Source organism: Sulfurovum sp. TSL6, from assembly GCF_019972115.1.
Taxonomy (GTDB): domain Bacteria; phylum Campylobacterota; class Campylobacteria; order Campylobacterales; family Sulfurovaceae; genus Sulfurovum.
This window is the reverse complement of record NZ_BPFJ01000002.1, coordinates 37,952-59,315: the sequence shown is the minus strand read 5'-3', so window position 1 is coordinate 59,315 and position 21,364 is coordinate 37,952. Positions and strand designations below refer to the sequence as shown.

Genomic DNA, 21,364 nt, shown 5'->3' with positions numbered 1-21,364 from the left:
TGATGTACTAATAGTTATTTCTATATGGTATATCTATTACCTACCTATTTAAAGAAGGGATTATAATTGAATAATCAATATGAAATTAAAATTTTTACCAATATTAATGATGAAGAGTTGAAAAACGCTTGGAATGAAATTTATGATGAAGGTAATACTTTTGTTCAAAGTAGTTATTATTGGCTTAGTTCTTGGTGGAATGTAAAAAATCAAAATAAAGACGCTTATATAATCACTGTAATATCTGATAATAAAATTATTGGTATTGCACCTTTTTTTTATCAGAATATTTTTTATGTGAAAGGATTACATTCTTTTCCTATACATTTTGGGGATTTTATTTCCTATATTACAATTACAGAAGATAGAAAAAATATAATTAAATTAATTAATCAACATTTAAAAACCTTTAAAAGCTGGTCTTTTTTCAAAATTGATAATGTAAATGAAAAAGATACTTTATATACAAGTTTGGTTAAAAATAATATAAAAAATAAATTAATGACTACAGTTTCTATCTTGAATTTTGAAAGTGACTTTGAAACTTATTTAGAGTCATTATCAACAAATAGAAGGCAAAAAACCAAAAAATATTTAAGAAACTTAAAAAAGAATCATCAAGTTGATTTTAAAGTAATTGATACGTATGAAGACTATATGACTATTTTTCCACAAATGAGACAAGTATATATAAATAGATGGGGAAAAGATATTTCTGAAGAAATATATAAATATAGAAATCTTGCATTGAAAGATCACTTTAAAAGATCTGAGGTAATACTTTTCGTTCTATTTGTTGATAATCAGTTAATTGGATTTCATCTTTCTTTTTCATTTAATAATTATTTGTATTCATGGAAAGAATCATTCATTTCAACTTATGACAAATATTCTCCTGGAAATTTATTAAGAATTTATTTAATTCCAGAATATTTACTTAATAATGGTTTTAAAGGCATAAATTATATGGCTGGAGATTATGAATATAAACGTGCTCAAGTTGGCGAAAGTGGTTTTTATTTAAATAATTGTCAATTTATTAAAGGAAAAGGTTTAATGGGAAAGATAGTGGAGAATTATTATTTATATTATAGAGATAAAATAAAGAATATGAGAAACAAGTTACAAGAAGTATTAAAATGACGCTTAAAGACATCAAACAGTTATATGATTTCAAAGTAGGTGCAAAAGTAAAACAATATGGGATACTATATGTGTTACGTCAAAGTTTTTTTATTTTAATTAGGGCTATCTACCGTACAGATTCCTATGTAATATTATCTACAGATACGAAAACGACAGCTATTACTCCTGATATCAATATTATAAAGTTAACATCTTTAAAACAATTTAAAAATTTATTAGTATATAACCAACTAGTATGGGATATAAAAAGAAATGTTATAGAAGCAATGTTAAAGCGTGATGAGATTGTATTTATTGTTATAGATAACAATATGATATGTGCATATGCAGGTATACAATTAGAGGGTAAATATAAATTTGGTATCAATACAATGATGGATATTCCAAATGGATTTATAATGTTTAAAAATTTATATGTAAGCATTGACTATAGAGGTAAGGCATTAGGTAAATATTTAAATATTGTTAGGATTAATGACTCTCATGATGAACGAAGAAAGATTGTTTTTGTACAAAAAGAAAATATAATTGCTATAAAAAATTGGTATAAATTAGGATTTAAAGAGATAGTTTCAATAAGACAAACAACTTTATTTAAAAAGTTTACTACAAATCATTTTTCTTTTACAAATAGTGCTGATAATTATAAAGATTTAGAACGAGTTTTGAATGAATTATAAAAAATATAGTAGATATTTTAAACAAGTTTTAGCAATGCTTAATAATAGTTTTAGATCCTATCATACAAATAAAAAGATAATAATTTTTGAAAGTGATGATTGGGGATCTATAAGAAGTACCAAAACAGGATATGAATATTTTAATAATCAAGGATATAGTCTTAAAAATTCAAATTATATGCTTGATACATTGGAAACAAATGAAGATTTAGAAGAACTATTTAAAATATTGAATAATTACAAAGGTAGTGATGGACGACCGGCTTGTTTTACAGCAAATGTAATATTGACAAATCCAGATTTTGAGAAAATTAAGAAATCAAATTTTACAGAATATCATTATATTAGGATAGATGAAGATGTTCAAAATATTGATAAGAGTAATCAAATTATAAATTATTGGAAAAAAGGAAGTCAAACAGGAGTTTTTAGACCACAATTGCATGGAAGAGAACATATTCAATGGTGGAAATGGATGGAAAAACTTGAAGAGGGTTGTACAGAGACTATAGATGCTTTTAACTACCAAATGTGTGGTTTACCAAAAAGTGTTTCAAAAGAAAATATATCTTTTTATGAACCTGTATATGTACTAGATGATTATACAAGTAGTAATGATTGTAAAGAGTTAGAGCTTAGCATAAAAGAGGGTGCTGAGTTTTTCGAAGATATTATGGGATATAAATCTTTAACAACAATAGCTCCAGTACATACTTGGTTTGATAAGATAGAAAAATTTTGGCATAAAAATGGTATTAAAGTCATACAAGGCACTTACTTACAGTATGAACAAATTGATAATAAACTATCTTATAAAAAACATTTTACAGGTGAAAAAAACAAAGATGAACTAAGATACTTTATACGTAATTGTTATTTTGAACCATCAAAGGGTGATACCATACAAAAAGTTTTAAAACAAATTAATAGATCATTTTTCTTAAAACAGCCAGCTATTATATCAACTCATAGAGTAAACTATACTGGTGCTATAAGCTTGAAAAATAGAGAAAATGGATTAAAAGAGTTAGATTTACTTTTAAGGTCAATTATAAAAAAGTGGCCAGATGTTATTTTTATGAGTAGTGATGATCTCTATAATAAATCATTTAAGGAAAAAATGAAATGAAAAAAATATTTATATTAATTGATTATCAAGGGTTTTTTTATTCTTCTCGAGAAGGAGGTCAGGACTCCAATAATGGAATGGATATCGATAAACTTGTAAACTATTTTCAAGAACATGAATATGAAGTGCATGTTCTTAATTTTCATGAAGTTGATGTGAGTAATGAAGAATTTCAAAATGCGTACATATTATATCAATCAACTGAAGATCAATACTTATTATATAAAAATTATATTGAGGATGTATTATTGGCTTTAGAATACAGGGGAGCAATTTTAATTCCAAGGTTTGAATTGTTTAGAGCTCATAGTAATAAAGTGTTTCAAGAGCTTTTGAGAAAACTATTTTTGTACCCTACATTAACTAAAATACAGTCAGAATGTTATGGATGTTATGAAGATTTTAAAAAAGGAAATCGTAGAAAGCCTCCATATGTTGTCAAGTCATCAGAAGGAGCTAAAAGTTCAGGTGTTAAGTTGATGCTAGATACCAAAAATGAAGATAAGCTTATTAAGTCAATTTCAAAAAGCTTTGAAAGTATATTGTGGATAAAAGATAAAATTAAATCTGTAATTAGACCACACCATATAAAAGTTTCTCATCATCGAAATAAATTTATATGTCAAGACTTTATTCCTGATTTAAAAGGTGATTATAAAGTTGTTATTTATGGAAAAAGGTATTATGTATTAGATCGAAGAGTGAAAGATAACGATTTTAGGGCAAGCGGTAGTGGTATTTATTATACAGATATAGATGTAGATACAAATATTCTTGATTATGCAGAAGCATTAATGGAGAAGTTTGATTGTCCTTATGCTAGTTTTGATATTATAGATGATAATGGATACTTAGATATAGTTGAATTTCAATTTGTTACATTTGGAACAGGAACATTTTTTGAATCTTCTATCTACTTTACTAAAGAAAATGCATCGTGGGTAAAAAAAGAGCGAGATATGACATTAGAAGAAAATGTTGTTGATGCAGTTGTTCATTATATAAACAAGATACAAACTAAATACTAGTGAATGTGGGCAGACATAAAATGAAAAGTAATTTGGTTATGTTAGTTTTTGTAAATATAGCTATAACGATTGGGGCTTTTTTTACAACTTCTCTTATTGGTAGAATATTAGGGCCTTTTGAATTTGGTAACTTATCTTATGCAGTTGCTATTGGAAGTATTATAGCTGCAAATATAAGGTTTGGAATGGATATGACTCTTTTAAGAGATCTTGTTCATTTTAAAGAACGGTCTAAAGATATTTTAGTTGCGTCAATATTTATACGATTTTATATTTTTATTTTTTGTACATTGATTCTTTTTACTCTTAATGAATACCAAATAGTTCATATATCATTTGCTCAATACCTTATACTTACTTCGACTGTGTTACTTGCTTTTCAATTAAATAGTTATTATGACTTTATTGGATTGCTTAAAGAAAGTAGTATTCAAAACTTGCTATATAAATTTATATATTTTTCTATAATTTGGCTTTGCTCATTTTTATTTGAATTAAATATCAAATTAATAGGAAATATTATGTTGATAACATTGTTAATATATTTATTTATTCATTATTATAGAGTACATGTAATTACTATTTTGAAAGAAGTGAAATATCCCATTACAGACATCTTTTTTTTACTAAAAGAAAATTACATTGTGTGGTTGACAACAATGTTTGTTTTAATGTCGTACTCTGTGAACCAAATAGTTATTGATAATGTACTAAGTACTTTTGATTTAGGAATATTTGCATCTTGTTATTTATTTGTATCAGCAATATTAATGTTTTATAAGCAAGTTGCACGAGTCTCAAAACCATTGATGGCAGAATATACAAATAAAAAAACTATCCTGAATAAAAGATATATATATTTATATTTTTTATCAATGGTCGGTTTTGGTGTATTGTTCGCTATTCCTTTTTTATTTTTTGCAGAGAGTATGCTATTATACACTTTTGGAAAAGAATATATCATAGGTGTACCTGTATTAAATTATTTTAGCTTGTTTATTTTTCTAAAAGCCATAGAGATTTTTATAACACAGTACTTTCAATATTCTAGAGATTATAAAACTTTGCTATATACAAATGCCTCATTTGGAATTTCAACAATAGTACTCACTATATATTTATTGCCTATATATGGTACTGCTGGTGCTGCTATAGCTCTATCTGCCGGGTTAGGCATAAGTCTAAGTATATTAATTTTGCTTCATATTTTACATAAAAAGGGGGATAATTATGTCTAAAAGTAATGAAGCTTCATTATTAGTTTGTGGTGATATGGTTTTAGTGAATAGGGCTGAGGAAATTGCATGTAATTTAAATGATGATTTAATTGACAATAGAATTCAAGAATACTTTACTTCTTCTGATATGGTTCTTGCAAATTTAGAGGCACCTATAACTGAAAAAGGTATTCCGATTACAAAATGTGGTCCAAATATCGCTATAAATCCAGAATGTATAAATGGTATTAAACGGATTGGTGTTAATATTGTAAACCTTGCAAATAATCATATTATGGACTTTGGAGTTCATGGCCTGACTTCTACGTTTGAAACTTTAAAAAAACACAATATAGATTTTTATGGTGCTGGGTATGATCAAGAGCAGGCAAGAAGTTTGTTGATTAAAAATATTAATGGTACTAAAATTGGTTTTCTCGGGATGGCAGAACATGAGTTCAGTATCGCGTTTCAAAATACTCCTGGTGCAAATGGGTTGTCAATAATAGACTATATGGAGTCTTATAAAAAGGAAAAGGAAGGGATTGATTTTTTAGTTGTTACTATACATGGTGGAGCAGAAAGATATCCATACCCAACACCAAATATTCAAAAGATTTGTAGATTTTTAGCTACGAATGGTGCTGATGTTGTGATATGTCAGCATCAGCATAGGCCAGGGGCATATGAAACAATTGGCAACAGTTTGATTGTTTATGGTCAGGGGAATTTCATTTTCGACCCTAAAGACAAAAAAGAAGATTGGTGGCATGAGTCATTATTAATAAAAATTATTTTTAATAAACAGCATAAATCTATAAAGTTTGAATTTGTACCAGGAATTCAATTTAAGGAAAAGGCTATATTTTCAAAACCTGATGAATTAACGACAAAACAAATATTATCAGGATTTCAAGATAGGTCGAATGACATAAAAGATGTGGAGAATGTCCAAAGGTTATGGAATGAATATTGTGATACACACAAATATACATTTTTAAGTCGACTATTAGGACATAATAGATTAATTAGGGTTTTGAATAGGTTATTTCATTTTACAGATGTATTTTTTAGAGGCCATAAATTAGTTATGATTAGAAATTTAGTTGAAACAGAATCACATCACGAGGCAATAGTTACAATATTGCGAAAATTAACCCCTAAAAATAAATAATATGATACTAAGTAAGAATAAAAGTATAAAATTCTTTTTGATTATCAGTATGCTTATATTGTGTTTTACAGATATATTAGTGAGTATAAGTCAAAATTATTTGATTTATAGTTCAAGTTTTAAAATGTTTTTATTCAGTTTAATAGTTCTATATATAATTAGCAATATTAGTCTAGTAATAAATGAAAAATATATGCTGAAATATTATTTACCAATAGTGTTTTATACTATAATGATGATACCTTCTTCAGTAGACATACAGTTAGCAGTGTATTTTGAAGTTAAATGGTTTTTTGCCATATCTGCAGGTTATTTTTTCTATGTTTTACGCTTAAAAAATATACTAGATGATGATCTATTGCAAAAAATTGTAATCATTCTGATTTTTGGTGGGATGTTTACCTTATTAACAGAACAGGTTTTGAAAGATTCTTATGTTATACAAAGTAATCATGGGTATTCACTATTATTTTTAATACCATTGATACTTATAGCATTTCAATCAACCCCTAAGAAAAAAATAATTTATTTTTTAATTTTAGGTCTATTTATTATCATTGCTTTAAAACGAGGTGCAATAATAATTTTTGCTGTAATTTTTTTACTTATATTCTTACCACAAATAATAAAGTCAAAGAGTCTTAGCTTAAAATTGTTATTTATCATAATGTTAATACTTATCACTGGTATATTAATTGTAAATGCAAATATCATAAATGATCTGTTAATGAGAGCTGAAGACACCAGCGGCTCTGGACGTGATATGCTTTTTGCATTATTTTTAGAAAAGATTTTTAATAGAAGTAGTATCGAAATTATTTTTGGTAGTGGTCCAATTTCAGCAATTGCTTATTCAGGAACAGTGCTAGGTACTCGTCACGGAGCGACATATGGGCTATTGCCACATTCAGATGGTTTATTAGTATTATTCGAATATGGATTCATAGGGCTTTTCATGTATATGTATATTATGGTAAAATTATTTTCATTAGCCAAAAACAAATTTACCATCTACAAGCATGCAGTAATAAGTATATTGATCATATATTTATTTGTTGCTATTTACTCACATGTATTTTTTAATGATTCATCATGGAAACTATTAGCCGCATTAGGAATCGTTTCAGCTGACTTAAAACTATATAAACAAATTTTACTAAATGACAAGAAGTTGAAATGATAAAAGACAATAACAATAGATTGATTGAGTTAGATGCATTACGAGGGTTGGCTGCAGTATCTGTAATGTTATTTCATTATCTTACAAAATATACACACAATCAGGCTCCTCTATTTTCTTTTAGTTTAGGTGGATTGGGAGTTAGCTTGTTCTTTATGATAAGTGGGTTTGTAATTTTTATGAGTTTAAATAAAAAATCGACATTAAAAACTTTTATCATTTCAAGGTTTACAAGACTTTATCCAGGCTACTGGTCTGCTGTAATTATTACATCGTTGGTTTTATACTTTTCAGATAATTTTTTTGATTTTGATAGATTTCTTGCAAATTTAACAATGTTGCAATATTGGTTACGTTTTACAAATATAGATGGTGTTTACTGGACGTTAAGAGTCGAACTTACTTACTATATACTTATGGTCTTTATAGTTACTATCGGGATGATTACGAAAATTCATAAGACAGTTTTTTTCTGGATGTCATTGCAAGTTGGGGTATATCTTTTATTGAACATAGAGTTTGAAAATCATTCAATCAATTTTATACTACTAGTAATAAGGTCTTTATTGATATTAGATTACGCACACTTGTTTATAGCAGGAATGATGCTATTTCAAATATATAACGATAATCAGAAAGTAAAAAGTTATATAATTTTATTACTGTCTGTTCTTGTTGGATCTTTGGTTAGTGATTTAACTCATTTAATTGCCTTTATTCTTTTCATATTTTTATTTCTATTAATATTTAGTAGTAATATAAAGTTTTTGCGCTTATCTGTCTTTACCTATATCGGCACAATATCATATAGTCTATATTTGTTGCACCAAATTGTAGGTTATAAGATAATGGATATGCTTTACGTATTAGGATTCAATTTTTGGAGTGTTATTACTATTACAATTATAATAATTTTTTTACTAGCATCATTAAACTGGAAAATATTTGAAGTATATGTAAGTAAGTTCATACGTTCATTTCTAACGAATAAAGTTAATCAATGAGTATAAATAATATTGTTAGTTTAAATATAAAATGGAGTAACTATAATGAAAGATAGAATTTTATTGATTGGACCACAATTAGACTTCTTGGGAGGCGTTGCAAACTATTATAAAAATATACTTCCTGACTTACTTCATAATGACAATGTAGAGGTTAAGTATATACAAATTGGTTCTGAAGCAAGGCAATACCTGAAGTTATTAACACCAATTTTAGATCAGTTCAAAGTTCTATATATAATCATTAGATATAGACCTAAGTTGATACATGTTAATCCTAGTTTAGCACTCAAATCAATTCTGAGAGACTCTTTATTTGTTTTTTTAGGAAAATTATTTAGACTTAAGACAGTTGTCTTTTTTAGAGGATGGAATAAAGACAATCAGTCATTTTTTTCAGATTCAAAAATTAAATTTTTTACAAATGTTTTACTCTCAGCAGATCAATTTTTAGTGTTGAATAAGACAGTAGAACAATTTTTAATTTCAAAAAAAGTTTCTCCTAAAAAAATCTTAAGTGCATCGACTGTAATACCTACGCAATATGCAGACTTGAAAATATCTAATACCAGGGTTCCACCTAGTGACAAATTAAAAATTCTATTTTTAGGAAGAGTTGAAAAAGCTAAAGGGCTCAATGAACTTATTCAAGCTCTAAAGAAATTTCATACTAAGGTGACATTGACAATCGTAGGAGATGGTAGTATATGGAATGATTTAAATCAAATTATTGCTAACGACATAATATTAAAAGAAATGATTACACTAGAGAAAAGCAAGGTAGGCGATGACAAACTAAACTGTTATTTAACACATGATGTTTTTATTCTACCTTCTTACTCAGAAGGTATGCCAAATAGCATTTTAGAAGCAATGTCATTAGGTTTAGTTGTTATAGGAACATCTGTAGGGGCAATACCAGATTTATTATCAAAATATGGGGGTATTGTTATAGAACCTAAGTCTGTAGCACAAATAGAACAAGGAGTTGAATATTTAATAGATAATCATGCAAGATTATATAAATTAGCTCAGGAGAGTATACCTTTGGTAAAAAACACTTATTCTCCTTTAGTAACTGCTCAATTTTTAATTGACGTATATAATAACTTGATTTATGGAGATGAATATGTCTAAAATTTTATTACTTATAGACAGTCTCGTATATATTATAAAATTCAGAATACCTCTTATTACTATAGAAAAAGATTGTGTAATATTAGAAAACTCTGTAGTATTTGAATCAATTCCTGATAACTGTATGGTTGATGGTATTCAAGTAAAAATAAAATATAAATAATTAGAATTTTATAAAGGATAATAAATGTTTGTCGCTGAATTTAATAAACTAATGCAATATTGTGAAGCTGAAAACTTTAAGGGATGGGACCCATATGATGGTCTTAATAGTAAAGTCTTTAAGTTTTTTAGAATGGATAAAGTACGATTTCTTCGTTTAGCTTGGATACAGGTATTCAAGCGTAACCCTATAAATTTGCGAAGACTTGCTATGGTTGAAAAAGGGTATAACCCTAAAGGCTTAGGGCTTTTTTTAACTGCATATTGTAATTTGTACAAAGTTGAAGCAAAAAAAGAATACTTAGATGTTATTCATTTTCTCGCAAAAAAAATTATAGATACGAAGACACTTGGATATTCTGGATCATGTTGGGGCTATAACTTTGACTGGCAATCTCGTCTAGAGTTTATGCCAGACAAAACTCCAACTGTTGTAGCTACATCTTTTGTGTCTTATGCCTTAATGGATGCCTATGATATTACCAAAGAGCAAGCATACCTAGATGAAGCAGTTAGTAGTTGTAACTTTGTTATTAATGATTTGAATAGAACAGAAAACTCTGATGGCTTTATATTTTCATATTCACCTTTAGATAAAATGCAAGTTTACAATGCATCCCTACTTGGTAGCCGTCTTTTAGCTCGTGTTTACTCATACACTAAAGAGCAACGACTTCTTGATCTAGCAAAACAGTCAGTAAATGCTTGCTGTGCAGTACAGAGTGAGAATGGCTCATGGCGTTTTGGGGCAAATAAGATACAGACATGGGTTGACAGTTTTCATACAGGATATAAGTTAGAATCCATATCTGAGTACCAGAAATATTCTGGAGATAATAGTTATAAAAAAAATATTGAAAAAGGATTAGAGTATTATATCGCCAATTTTTTCTTAGAAGATGGTACACCTAAATATTATGATAATAAGGTAAATCCGATAGATATTCATTGTCCTGCAGAGTTTGTTACGGCTATGTATAGACTCAATGTATTTGATGAAAACAAAGCCTTAATTGAGAAAACGCTACAATGGACCATCGATAATATGCAAAATAAAAAAGAAGGATATTTTTATTATCAGATCAACGGTGGTGTTCCTTCTAAAATTCCATATATGCGATGGGGACAAGCTTGGATGATGTACGGTTTTAGTTTTTATTTTTTAGGAAAGAAAGAGAATATCAATGGTTGAAATTCGAAATTTAATACGATGGATACTGTTGCAGCCATATTATTTTTTGTTAACCAAACTTTATAAGATGAGTATATCTTCAAGTGCTAGGATTTCACTTGGAGCAAAGCTAGATAAAACGTATCCTAAAGGCATTCATATAGATGATGAGAGTTACGTTGCTTCAGGAGCTTTGGTTTTTTCTCATGATTATGCAAGAAGTTTACACACGGACACATATATAGGCAAACAATGTTTTATAGGTGCAAATGCCATTGTAATGCCTGGAGTAAAGATAGGAGACAATGTTATAGTAGGTGCTGGTGCAGTTGTAACTAAAGACGTACCTAATGGATGTATCGTTGTTGGGAATCCAGCTAAAGTTATTAAAGAAGACATAAGAACTACAACATATGGGAAATTAATTTTATGATTAAAAAAACAAAATTACTGAATGTTGAACCTAATGTATTTCTTCACCATGTACTTTTTTTAGACTATCTTACTAAAAAAGCCTATCCGACTTGGACGATAGTTGGTATTAATTAAATTTATGGTTTTATTATTACTAAGAAAAATATGAAAAATAAAATATTAATTGTTACACCGAAATTGTCAAGTATTGGAGGGGTTAGTTCCTATTGGAACACTTTACTTCCTATACTTTGTAATTATAATAATTTAAATATAAATACACTAGAAGTCGGTGGTCATGGGAAAAATATATTTGCTATACTTCATGATCAATGGAAATTTAAAAAAGAAATAGATAATAAAATAAATTTGATTTTTTTAAATCCTTCACTCGCTTCACGTAGTTTTTTTAGAGATGCGTTATTTGCTAAACAGTTGCAAAATAAGAAAATTTCTTTTGTTGTCTTTTTTCATGGATGGAATTTAGATTTTGAACGGCAAGTGAATAGAAAGTATGTTGATTTTTTTCTGAAGACATTTGGTAAAGCTGAAAAGATTTTTGTTCTTTCTGAAGACTTTAAAAACAAGATTTATCAGTGGGGGTATAAAGGTGAAGTCATAGTTGAAACAACTAATGTTGATTCCTCAATCATTACAAATTTTTCCATTAATGATAAGATTACTGCTTTTAAAACAAGTAAAAAAGTTAAAATCCTTTTTTTAGCACGTATTTTAAGAGAAAAAGGAATTTTTGAAACTGTTGAAGCATTTAAAAATCTTACAAAAAGATATAGTAACATTCAGCTTACCATTGTTGGAGACGGTAAAGACTTAAATAAGCTTAAAAATGAAGTAAAAGATAATAAAAATATTATAGTTACTGGATATATCAAAGGAAAAGAGAAAAACGATTTTTTTGCTAATAATGATATATATTGCTTACCTACATTTTATGGAGAAGGACTACCTACAACTATTTTAGAAGCGATGATGTTTGGGATGCCAATAATTACAACCAATTTTGGAGGATTAAAGGAGTTTTTTCAAGATGGAAAAATGGGTTATTTTGTTGAGCCTAAAAATGTAAATGATCTTGAGAAAAAGTTAGAACATTTATTATTGGATAAAGCTAGAATGATTGAAATAAGAAAATATAATTATGCGTTTGTAAATGAAAAATTTTCCAGTAAAGTTATCGCTAAGCGACTATATCAATATATTTTGAATGTAATAAAGAATGGTTAGATAATGGAGTGAATGACAACATTGTAAAGATTTTTGAGATTGGATGATAAATAGCGATTTTGGAAACAAGACTTAAAAATGTTGAGAATTATGTTTTTCTTGTCGACAAATCTTTTTAGAGTTTATCTGAAAGAAATAGAAAATAATAAGTATAAATATTATCTTAATTAGGGAGTAATAGTGAAGAGTAGAGTAATAAATGGTTTAAAGATTCATGCGTTTGAAGATAAGCAAGAGCTTTTGGAATATATAGAAGATAAAAAGACTATATTGATTGCTATTAATGCAGAGAAAATCATGAATAAAAATGAAAAATTAAGAAAAATCATAAATGAAAACACAGGTTATACGGATGGTGTTGGTGCAGTTATGTTTGTTCGGCAAAAAAGAATAAATTCTGCAAAAATTGCAGGAGCAGAGCTCTGGCTGGATATTGTCAATCATTTTCAGGATAAAAAATTTTATTTTCTAGGTGCAACACAGGAAGTTATTGAACAGACAATACACAAATTGAAACTTGATTTTCCTCATCTGAATATTGTTGGATATCGAAACGGTTATTTGGATGATGCAGGAAAAGAGATCCTGAAAGAAGAGCTTGTAGAGAAAAAACCGGATATTGTGTTTATTGCACAGGGAAGCCCTCGTCAAGAGATTTTGATGGATGAATTGATTAAAGCTCATCCGGCATTATATATGGGGTTAGGTGGTAGTTTTGATGTATATTGTGGATTGAAAAAAAGAGCACCGAAACTTTTTATAGATAGTAAATTAGAATGGTTGTATCGCCTACTCAAAGAGCCTACAAGGATCAAAAGACAGTTAGCTTTATTACAGTTTTTATTTTTAATGTTAAGGATCAAACATATTAAGATCAGTAAACAGGAATTGACTAATATGTTTGCTCGTACAGAATATGCATTTTTAGGTAGTAATATTAAACTAGAAAGCTCGATTCATGATTTTGATGAACATAAATTCCGTAGTATTGTAAATATAAAAAATAATAAATATGGAGATAGTACTGAATCTTTTCATAGGTATTTAGAAAATCTTGATCTATATGATGGAAAATGGTTAACTATGGCAGGTATTTTGTTCTTTTCGAAATATCCTCAGGATTTTTATCCTTCTTTTGGTGTAAAGCTTGTATCGTCCACAGGCAGCGATGAAAAAGTACAAGAAATCGGTGGAACGATTGATGATATGTATGAAAATACATTGATTTCTCTGTTCGATACAGTAAAAGAATATTATAACTATGATGAGAAAGAACTGGCACTACTTAAGCCTATTTTGGAAGGATTATTGTTAAATGCAATTCTTCACAGGGACTACACTATTGATGTAAGTATCAAAATTCTTCTTCTGGAAAATAAAATCGAAATTATTAATCCAGGAAAGCTCATGCCGCCATTAACCGTAGGAAACATACAAAACGGTATTAAAATTCAACGGAATCCTATTTTATATTCAATTGCATCGAAAGTGATAAATCACAAGGATATAGATACTAGTATAGAAAGATTGGTTGAACAGTATCCGAACATTGATTTTTATGATAATACGGATATTAAAGAATTTACAGCGACTGTTGGATTATAGGTTTTTCTATTGGGACCTATTTAGTATTTTTTGTATATATTTAATGCCTAGTCTAAATGGTCGTATTAAATAGTATAAAAAATATAGGGCCTTGGGTAGATTTATGATTTCAATATCAGCGGATTTTAATGGCAGTAGTGTTTTTATAATAAAACTGACTTTATCTACTGTCGTGTTTCTAATGGAGAGATGGAATCGAAAATGTCGATAATTTTTTTGCAATTCAGTATCTGAAAAATACTCTTGCTTATTAAGCATTATTAATACATCGGATGATAAGTGTGAAATTATTTTACTTTGATTAAGTTTCTCTCTTATTTCGTCAGGAATCGGTGTATGAAAAAGATTTGAAGATAGATATAATCCTAATTCAAGCATTGTTTTACCGTTTACAGTTTGCGCTAGTTTATAAACTTCTTTCCAATCAATACTACTTGAAGTCCTAATCAATTTATCAACATCAACTATCCATTCTATCCGTTCCCAAATATGTTTTGAACCATGCATACATAGATATAAGAGTAATGTTTCTGTTCTAAAAGTTTTCAATTCATAGTTTTGAATATGCACTTTTTCTGGGGAACTCCATAGATCTATTTTTTTCATAGTATTCGAAAAAGCACTGCGGAACACTGTCCAATGTATTTCAATAAGGATACTTCCCTTTTTATGATAGAATTGAACATCACTATTAACATTTAAAAATGCTTCATTGGAAAAATATTTTATTTTAACACGTGAATCATAATGGTCATTTGATAATATGTTAGATATTTTAACCATATCTTCTCTATCTACATATATGTCTAGATCACTGTATTGTCGCAATGTTATGTCTCCATACGCCATTTGAGAAAGAATAGGACCTTTGAATGCTAAGGCATCTATGTTGTTTTTTTCAAGGAGTTTCATAATGCGAATGAGTTTAGCAGACATGAGCATGTTTCTTTGTGCAATTTGTGTATAGGTAGATTTTAATTCTTTGAGAAAATGTTCTTGATCATCGATATGAAGTTTTTTTAATGTTTTATAGACCAGAGGAAGAACACCGTGTTGATTAGCCAATCTAATTAGAGGATTCATATCTAAGCTTGGAGTGTTAATGTAAGAGAGAATTTCTTTTGTATCATCATCACTCAGATTATTCTTACAGCAATTGACTAGAAAACGTAGTTCCTCAGAAAGATTGGCTTGTAAGTTATAGTCTTTAGACATATGTGGGGGCTTCCTATCGAGTTAAAGTAAATTATTTTATTATAGCAGGATTGCATATAATTGATAACTTAGAATACCGTTCTGTTTTCCTTTATTGAATTTTATTTGGAAGGTAGAACATTTTAGGGGTATTTAAAGGGGTACTTATTATAAAAAATATATATAGATACCTAATTATAGGAATATATGAATCCTCGTGCCGGATTCATTTCATTAAACTTGCAAAATATGACATAAATATGACATTTTTATACTATAGTTTTATATTTTAATTTAGTTTATTATGACCTTATAGATATAGAGTAAACTACTTAATGAAAGTAAAGCATAAAATAGTATAATTTGTGCATTAAAAAACAAGGGAAAAGAATGAAGAAGATAGTACTTTCGGTATGTGCAGTAGCGGCGATGAGCAGTTTGGGATTTGCTGGGGGAGACATGAAAGATGTTGAACCTGCAATAGAACCAGTAGTTGAAGTAGTAAAAGAAGAAAAGAACTTCTATGTGGGTCTTGGTATCGCTGCTGTAAGTACACGTGATGCGGAGATTTCTGTGGATTGGGGTGGTACCGACAGACAAGATAGACTGGGAAATCTCTCTTTTCTTGCAGGATATGACTTCAATGAGTATTTTGCTGTAGAGGGTAGATATACTAAATCTTTCTGGCATGATCACCAGACTGAAATGGAGGGATGGGCCCTATTTGCAAAACCACAATACCCTGTAAGTGAAGACTTTTCTGTCTATGCACTTCTTGGATATGGTGGGGTTACTTTAGATGGTGTAAAAGGTTATCTTGTAGATTATGATGAAACTGGTTTCCAATGGGGACTTGGTGCGAGTTATGAAATGATGGAAAACATCTCTCTCTTTGCTGACTACACTTTCCCTGCAAATGATATGGATGGTAGTTATGAGGGTGATGCTACTGTGCAGGCAGATGTAGATGCATTTACTGTAGGTATAACATATAACTTTTAATCTTCTCTCCTCGGGTCAGAAATACGACTCGAAGAGAATCTCACTTATATCGTTCAGATATAGAACACCAATCATTTTATATATGATACTTTAAGACTTCAAGGAAAACAATGAATACAGACAACATGCACATAGATGAAGATGAAATAGACATTAAAGAGATATTTAGGACCGTATATCGATATCGGGCTATGATACTTCTTTTTGTTGTTTTATTTGCGTTTGTCAGTAGTTATTATGCTTATTTTAAACCTAATGTGTATCAAGCCTCTGCCACTGTCGAGGTAGGTTTGGATCAACGTAGTTATGGCGGAACTCAGGATGTACTTGCAATGGCTATGAATTCTGGTACTATGAATGCTGATACAGAGATGGATATCATTCAGTCAAGATTCTTGACTGAAAAAGCACTGAAATATGTAGATTTTGCGCATCGGTACTATACGACTAGAAGATTTAGAGAGATCGAACTCTATAAAGCGAGTCCTTTTCAAGTGGGTATGCTCAAAGGCTATGGTATTTCATTTGATTTAATTCCAGTAGATGATAAACATTATCGTTTGGTAGTGGAAGAAGTAGAAGATGAAAATGAGAATATTTGGAGTTATGATGAAGTGCTTCCTTATAGTGAAGAGATCGTCACCGAGCATTTTCATCTTAATGTTGTAAAGACCAAAGAGCCAGATGATGAAGCGTACCGCTTTGTGATCATAGATCCTGAAACGATAGGAAGCTTTGTTCGATCTGGTGTCAGTGTAAGTCAGAAATCAAAGTACTCTTCTATGCTCGAGATCTCTTATGCAGATAATGTAGCTTTGCGTGCTCAAGAGTTCGCCAATGCATTAGCAGAAGCCTATATCCAGCAGAACATAGAGAAAAAGACAGAAGAAGCAACACGTGCACTTACTTTTGTCGATGAACAGTTGAAATTCATCACTGAAAACCTCAAAAGCTCTGCTATTAAACTCGAAGAGTTTAAAAAAACGTCCAATACGGTCAGTTTAAGTGCCAAAGCTGAAAATATCATAAGGCAGATGAGCGAGTATGAAACGAAATTGGCAGAGATAACTATAGAACAGGGGTTGTTGGATACGCTTTATAAACAGGTTCAGTCAGGTGAGAACCTGGAAAGTATAGCAATTGCAGGGCTCGATAAGGAAGGGTCGTCACTCTCAGGTATCATCAAAGAACTTCAGGCTGCCATCATCGAAAAGAAGATCCTGCGTGCAGAATATACGGAGATGGCATCTTCTGTGATCAAAGTGAACAAGACGATAGCACAGCTTAAAACAGTGCTGATCTCAACGATCAAAAACCTGAGAAAAAGCATAAAAGAGCGAAAAGCATTGCTTGAACACTCTATATCAGAGCAGCAGAAACTTTTAAATACACTGCCTGCGGATGAGAGAATGTATGGGCAGTTGCAGCGTAAATTTGTGGTCAATGAGAAGATCTACTCTTATCTTTTGGAGAAGCGCTCAGAAACAGCGATCATCAAAGCTTCTACAGTCAGTAAGAACCGGATCATAGATAAGGCACTTTACCCTGAGTCCCCTATTAAACCTAAGCGAAAACTGATCGTACTGGTAGGGTTGATCATGGGATTGATACTAGGGATCGCTGTTGCTTTTTTAAGAGAGTTCTTTGATGACCGTATCAAAGAGGAGGAGGATGTCACTAAGGTGACAGAAGTACCTATACTTGGGCTTATCCCGCATATTAAAGAGGATAATGAGAAGGTACGGGTATTTTTATCTCCGAAATCTGCTTTAGCTGAATCTTTTAGGAATATACGTACCAACCTCCAGTTTATGGCAAGAGATAAAAATGCCCATGTCATTGCGATCACTTCAACTATCGGAGGAGAAGGGAAAACGACAACCTGTATCAACCTGGGCGGGATCATGAGTATGGCAGACAAAAAAACGGTCATACTTAACCTTGATATGCGAAAACCGACACTACATCAAAAATTTGGACTTCAAAATACCAAAGGTATGAGTACCCTGCTCTCAGGTCATACGGCTTTAGGAGAGGTGATCCAGAATACAGAGTATGAGAATCTGGACATTATCACTTCTGGACCTGTACCGCCAAACCCGAGTGAACTGATACAGAGTCCTTTGATGGAAAAGGTACTTGAAAAACTAAGAGAAGTGTATGATGTGATCATCCTTGATACCCCTCCGATAGGTTTGGTCACAGATGCACGAACATTGATGCATTTTGCAGATACAAGTATGTATGTACTGAGAGCCGATTACTCGAAAAAAGGTTTTTTAAAGAGTGTAGAAAAACTCTCAAAAGAAGAGATCAACGGGTTGGGCATCTTGCTCAATGATGTGAAAACGGCGAGAAATGGATACGGTTACGGTTATGGGTATGGTTACGGTTATTATGAGGAAGACAGCAAATGATCTTTCCTTTTTTTAAAAAACAAAAAGAGAAGAAAAGAGGTCCCGTCCTAAAGGTGGATCTTCACTCACACTTCATCCCGGGGATCGATGATGGTTCCCAGAGTATGGAGGAGAGCCTTTCGCTTTTGAAGGGGATGGAATCTCTAGGTTATGAGAAAGTGATCACGACACCGCATATCATGATAGATGTCTACCGCAATACACCTCAGATCATCAAAGAGGGATTGGTCTCTTTGAGAAAAGCGGCAAAGGCTGAAGGGATAAAGCTGGAGATAGAAGCTGCTGCAGAGTACTATCTGGATGAAGGGTTTTATGACCATATTCGTAGTGATGAAGTGATGAGTATCGATGGGAAATACCTTCTTTTTGAAACTTCCTATGTTTCGAAACCTCTGCAGATAGAAGAGATGATCTTTGAAATTTCGGCTGCAGGATATATACCGCTTATGGCGCATCCTGAACGTTATCGTTATGTGAGTGATCCGCTCAAAGAGTATGGCAGATGGAAAGAGCTGGGTGTCTTGTTTCAGCTAGATCTGAATTCCTTGGGTGGGCATTACGGTAAAGATGCCAAGAAAAAAGCAGAGATACTCTCTGACAATGGCATGATCGATTTTTTAGGCTCTGATGTACATCATCTCAAACAGACGAAATTCTTGGATGATGTCTTTCAAAGAGAAAACTACACAAAGGTATGGGAAAATAATACTATTTTGAACCATACGCTTAGGTCTTAGTCATGCATATGTATTTGGTATTTGTATGCATTTTTATCCTCTCTGTGGTGTTGGTTGGCTTTGTGAAACATTATGCAGCAGAAATGGGTTTGATAGATGTCCCTAATGAACGCAGTACACATAGGAATCATACCCCAAGAGGTGCCGGGATAGGATTTTATCTTGCGATAGCATTTGTGCTTCCTATTTTTTATTTTGATGTGATACTCTCTTATGCATGGACCTGTACTGCTATTTTGCTTGTTTTTATCGTGGGATTGCTGGATGATCATCGTGATACAGCTCCAAACACTAAATTCATTGTTATTATGCTGAGTACGGTGCTGCTTTATTTTGACAATATTGTGATCGATCATCTTGGTGTATTTTTTGGGTTTGAGCTTTCATTAGGATGGTTTGCGATTCCTTTTACACTGTTTGCAGTGGTCGGGTTCACCAATGCACTCAATTTGATAGATGGCCTTGATGGACTTGCTGCTACAGTGAGTATAGTAATACTCGGTAGTTTTTTTGCTGTAGGGTATATGCATGATGATTTTTTCATGATGATGATTGCTGGAGCATTTATCTCAGCGCTTTTAGGGTTTCTTGTATTTAATTCGCACCCGGCTTCTATATTTATGGGAGACAGCGGTTCTTTGACATTAGGATTTGTGATCTCTATGTTGGCGATCAAGTCACTGGCATACTTACCTACGGTCAGCATATTGTTTATAGCGGCTATTCCTATCTTGGATACCGTGGTGGTCATGGTACGTCGCAAGATAAAAGGGAAATCCATCTTCTGTGCGGACAGATGTCACATCCATCATATATTACGACATTTCTTTGCAGAAGATACACGTAACACAGTACTCTTTTTAGGGGTATTTCAAGCGATCTACTCTTTGACGGGATTACAACTGGAGAGACATATGGATGAAGGGTATCTACTGATTCTTTTTGTACTGAATGTGGTACTTTTGTACATGTTTCTTGCAGCTATGATCAAAAGACAAAAGCGAAATTGTTAACCGCTTTGTCTACGAAGCTTCTTTAGACTCTTTTAAAACTTTTTATAATCAAAACAATCACCACCAACTCAACAGCTATCAGTAAAAAATGCAGGTCATAGACCTGTGTTTGGTTATCTTCTATGCCGTACTGCGTAAGGATCTTGTAAAAAAGATATGCGAGCCCCATGCCTAAAAGGTAGCCTATCTGTTTGACCGTATCGAGTTTGGTTAAGAGGATATCTGTTTTAAGTAAAAGTGTTTCAGCTCTTATAAGGTAGTTTCCGAAGACAAAAGTAACCTGATACCCGATGTAAAGCAGCAGGGCAGTCTGATAGTTGTAAGATGCATAGAGGAAGTAGAGCATGGTTAAGAGTAAAACAACCTCTACAAAGAGTGAGATCCTAAAAAACCAATCTGCATTGAGTATGGTATGATAAAACCGTGCGACGATCAGCATACCCATGGCCAACAATACACCGCCCAGAGAATAGATAGAGGGTTCAAGCGGTGCATAAAGTGTAAATATGGCACCCACACTCAATCCCAAAAAGAGGGAATTGAAGAACTTGTATCTGATGAACCAGGATGGGATAATTTTTAACATGAGTGATTATATCCTATTTGTTAGTGTTACGTGCTAAGTGCTATGTGTTACGAAAAATAAGTAGGGCATTGATTTTTATATAGTCTTTTGACTTGTAAGCCTTTGCTCTTTCGTAACACGTAA

Annotated in this window: 19 protein-coding genes; 17 read left to right on the top strand and 2 right to left on the bottom strand. The window is 31.2% G+C overall.

All coding sequences use genetic code 11. From position 1 onward, the window contains the following. Positions 1-66: 66 nt before the first annotated feature. The 13 genes from LDM93_RS05250 to LDM93_RS05190 all read left to right on the top strand — a co-directional run bounded on the left by LDM93_RS05250 (position 67) and on the right by LDM93_RS05190 (position 14,292). Positions 67-1,143, top strand: a complete 1,077-nt coding sequence (locus LDM93_RS05250) for a GNAT family N-acetyltransferase (protein WP_223891097.1) — start codon at positions 67-69, stop codon at positions 1,141-1,143. Beyond that, positions 1,140-1,826 carry a GNAT family N-acetyltransferase gene (locus LDM93_RS05245; protein WP_223891096.1) on the top strand — a complete coding sequence of 229 codons (687 nt, stop codon included), beginning with the start codon at positions 1,140-1,142 and terminating at the stop codon, positions 1,824-1,826. The genes LDM93_RS05250 and LDM93_RS05245 overlap by 4 nt, the downstream gene beginning before the upstream one ends. Then, positions 1,816-2,955, top strand: a complete 1,140-nt coding sequence (locus tag LDM93_RS05240; RefSeq protein WP_223891095.1) for a hypothetical protein — start codon at positions 1,816-1,818, stop codon at positions 2,953-2,955. Before LDM93_RS05245 ends, LDM93_RS05240 begins: the two co-directional genes overlap by 11 nt. Beyond that, on the top strand, positions 2,952-3,983 hold the full coding sequence (locus LDM93_RS05235) for a hypothetical protein (protein ID WP_223891094.1): 1,032 nt from the start codon (positions 2,952-2,954) through the stop codon (positions 3,981-3,983). The genes LDM93_RS05240 and LDM93_RS05235 overlap by 4 nt, the downstream gene beginning before the upstream one ends. 5 nt (positions 3,984-3,988) lie before the next feature. Further along, positions 3,989-5,221: a hypothetical protein gene (locus tag LDM93_RS05230; RefSeq protein WP_223891093.1), complete on the top strand. Its 1,233-nt coding sequence runs from the start codon at positions 3,989-3,991 to the stop codon at positions 5,219-5,221. Continuing rightward, on the top strand, positions 5,214-6,374 hold the full coding sequence (locus LDM93_RS05225) for a CapA family protein (RefSeq protein WP_223891092.1): 1,161 nt from the start codon (positions 5,214-5,216) through the stop codon (positions 6,372-6,374). Before LDM93_RS05230 ends, LDM93_RS05225 begins: the two co-directional genes overlap by 8 nt. A 232-nt stretch (positions 6,375-6,606) precedes the next feature. Further along, positions 6,607-7,554, top strand: a complete 948-nt coding sequence (locus tag LDM93_RS05220; RefSeq protein WP_223891090.1) for a hypothetical protein — start codon at positions 6,607-6,609, stop codon at positions 7,552-7,554. Further along, a complete protein-coding gene (locus tag LDM93_RS05215; RefSeq protein ID WP_223891088.1) occupies positions 7,551-8,558 on the top strand; it encodes an acyltransferase in 1,008 nt (335 codons plus the stop codon). Before LDM93_RS05220 ends, LDM93_RS05215 begins: the two co-directional genes overlap by 4 nt. 45 nt (positions 8,559-8,603) lie before the next feature. Next, positions 8,604-9,695, top strand: a complete 1,092-nt coding sequence (locus LDM93_RS05210; protein ID WP_223891087.1) for a glycosyltransferase family 4 protein — start codon at positions 8,604-8,606, stop codon at positions 9,693-9,695. 187 nt (positions 9,696-9,882) lie between these two features. Then, a complete protein-coding gene (locus tag LDM93_RS05205; protein WP_223891086.1) occupies positions 9,883-11,049 on the top strand; it encodes a hypothetical protein in 1,167 nt (388 codons plus the stop codon). Next, entirely contained in the window at positions 11,042-11,461 is a 420-nt protein-coding gene (locus LDM93_RS11365; protein WP_276571366.1) for a DapH/DapD/GlmU-related protein, read from the top strand. The genes LDM93_RS05205 and LDM93_RS11365 overlap by 8 nt, the downstream gene beginning before the upstream one ends. Before the next feature lie 146 nt (positions 11,462-11,607). Then, entirely contained in the window at positions 11,608-12,687 is a 1,080-nt protein-coding gene (locus LDM93_RS05195; protein WP_223891085.1) for a glycosyltransferase family 4 protein, read from the top strand. Between the two features lie 180 nt (positions 12,688-12,867). Beyond that, positions 12,868-14,292, top strand: a complete 1,425-nt coding sequence (locus tag LDM93_RS05190) for a WecB/TagA/CpsF family glycosyltransferase (protein WP_223891084.1) — start codon at positions 12,868-12,870, stop codon at positions 14,290-14,292. Positions 14,293-14,298: 6 nt separating this feature from the next. Here the strand turns inward: LDM93_RS05190 and LDM93_RS05185 are convergent, their stop codons facing one another. Then, positions 14,299-15,507 (bottom strand): nucleotidyltransferase family protein, encoded by a 1,209-nt coding sequence (locus LDM93_RS05185; RefSeq protein WP_223891083.1) that lies wholly within the window; start codon positions 15,505-15,507, stop codon positions 14,299-14,301. A 369-nt stretch (positions 15,508-15,876) separates the two neighbouring features. On the opposite strand from LDM93_RS05185, the gene LDM93_RS05180 reads away from it, so the two are divergent. The 4 genes from LDM93_RS05180 (at position 15,877) to LDM93_RS05165 (ending at position 20,655) form a co-directional block, all read left to right on the top strand. Then, complete coding sequence (locus LDM93_RS05180; protein WP_223891082.1) at positions 15,877-16,488, top strand: porin family protein; 612 nt, start codon at positions 15,877-15,879, stop codon at positions 16,486-16,488. Positions 16,489-16,598: 110 nt separating this feature from the next. Continuing rightward, positions 16,599-18,905, top strand: a complete 2,307-nt coding sequence (locus LDM93_RS05175) for a polysaccharide biosynthesis tyrosine autokinase (protein ID WP_223891081.1) — start codon at positions 16,599-16,601, stop codon at positions 18,903-18,905. After that, positions 18,902-19,642 carry a tyrosine-protein phosphatase gene (locus LDM93_RS05170; protein ID WP_223891080.1) on the top strand — a complete coding sequence of 247 codons (741 nt, stop codon included), beginning with the start codon at positions 18,902-18,904 and terminating at the stop codon, positions 19,640-19,642. The genes LDM93_RS05175 and LDM93_RS05170 overlap by 4 nt, the downstream gene beginning before the upstream one ends. A 2-nt stretch (positions 19,643-19,644) precedes the next feature. Continuing rightward, positions 19,645-20,655 (top strand): glycosyltransferase family 4 protein, encoded by a 1,011-nt coding sequence (locus LDM93_RS05165; RefSeq protein WP_223891078.1) that lies wholly within the window; start codon positions 19,645-19,647, stop codon positions 20,653-20,655. Positions 20,656-20,677: 22 nt separating this feature from the next. Here LDM93_RS05165 and LDM93_RS05160 read toward each other — a convergent pair whose 3' ends face one another. Further along, positions 20,678-21,241: a hypothetical protein gene (locus LDM93_RS05160; RefSeq protein ID WP_223891076.1), complete on the bottom strand. Its 564-nt coding sequence runs from the start codon at positions 21,239-21,241 to the stop codon at positions 20,678-20,680. Between the last annotated feature and the right edge of the window lie 123 nt (positions 21,242-21,364).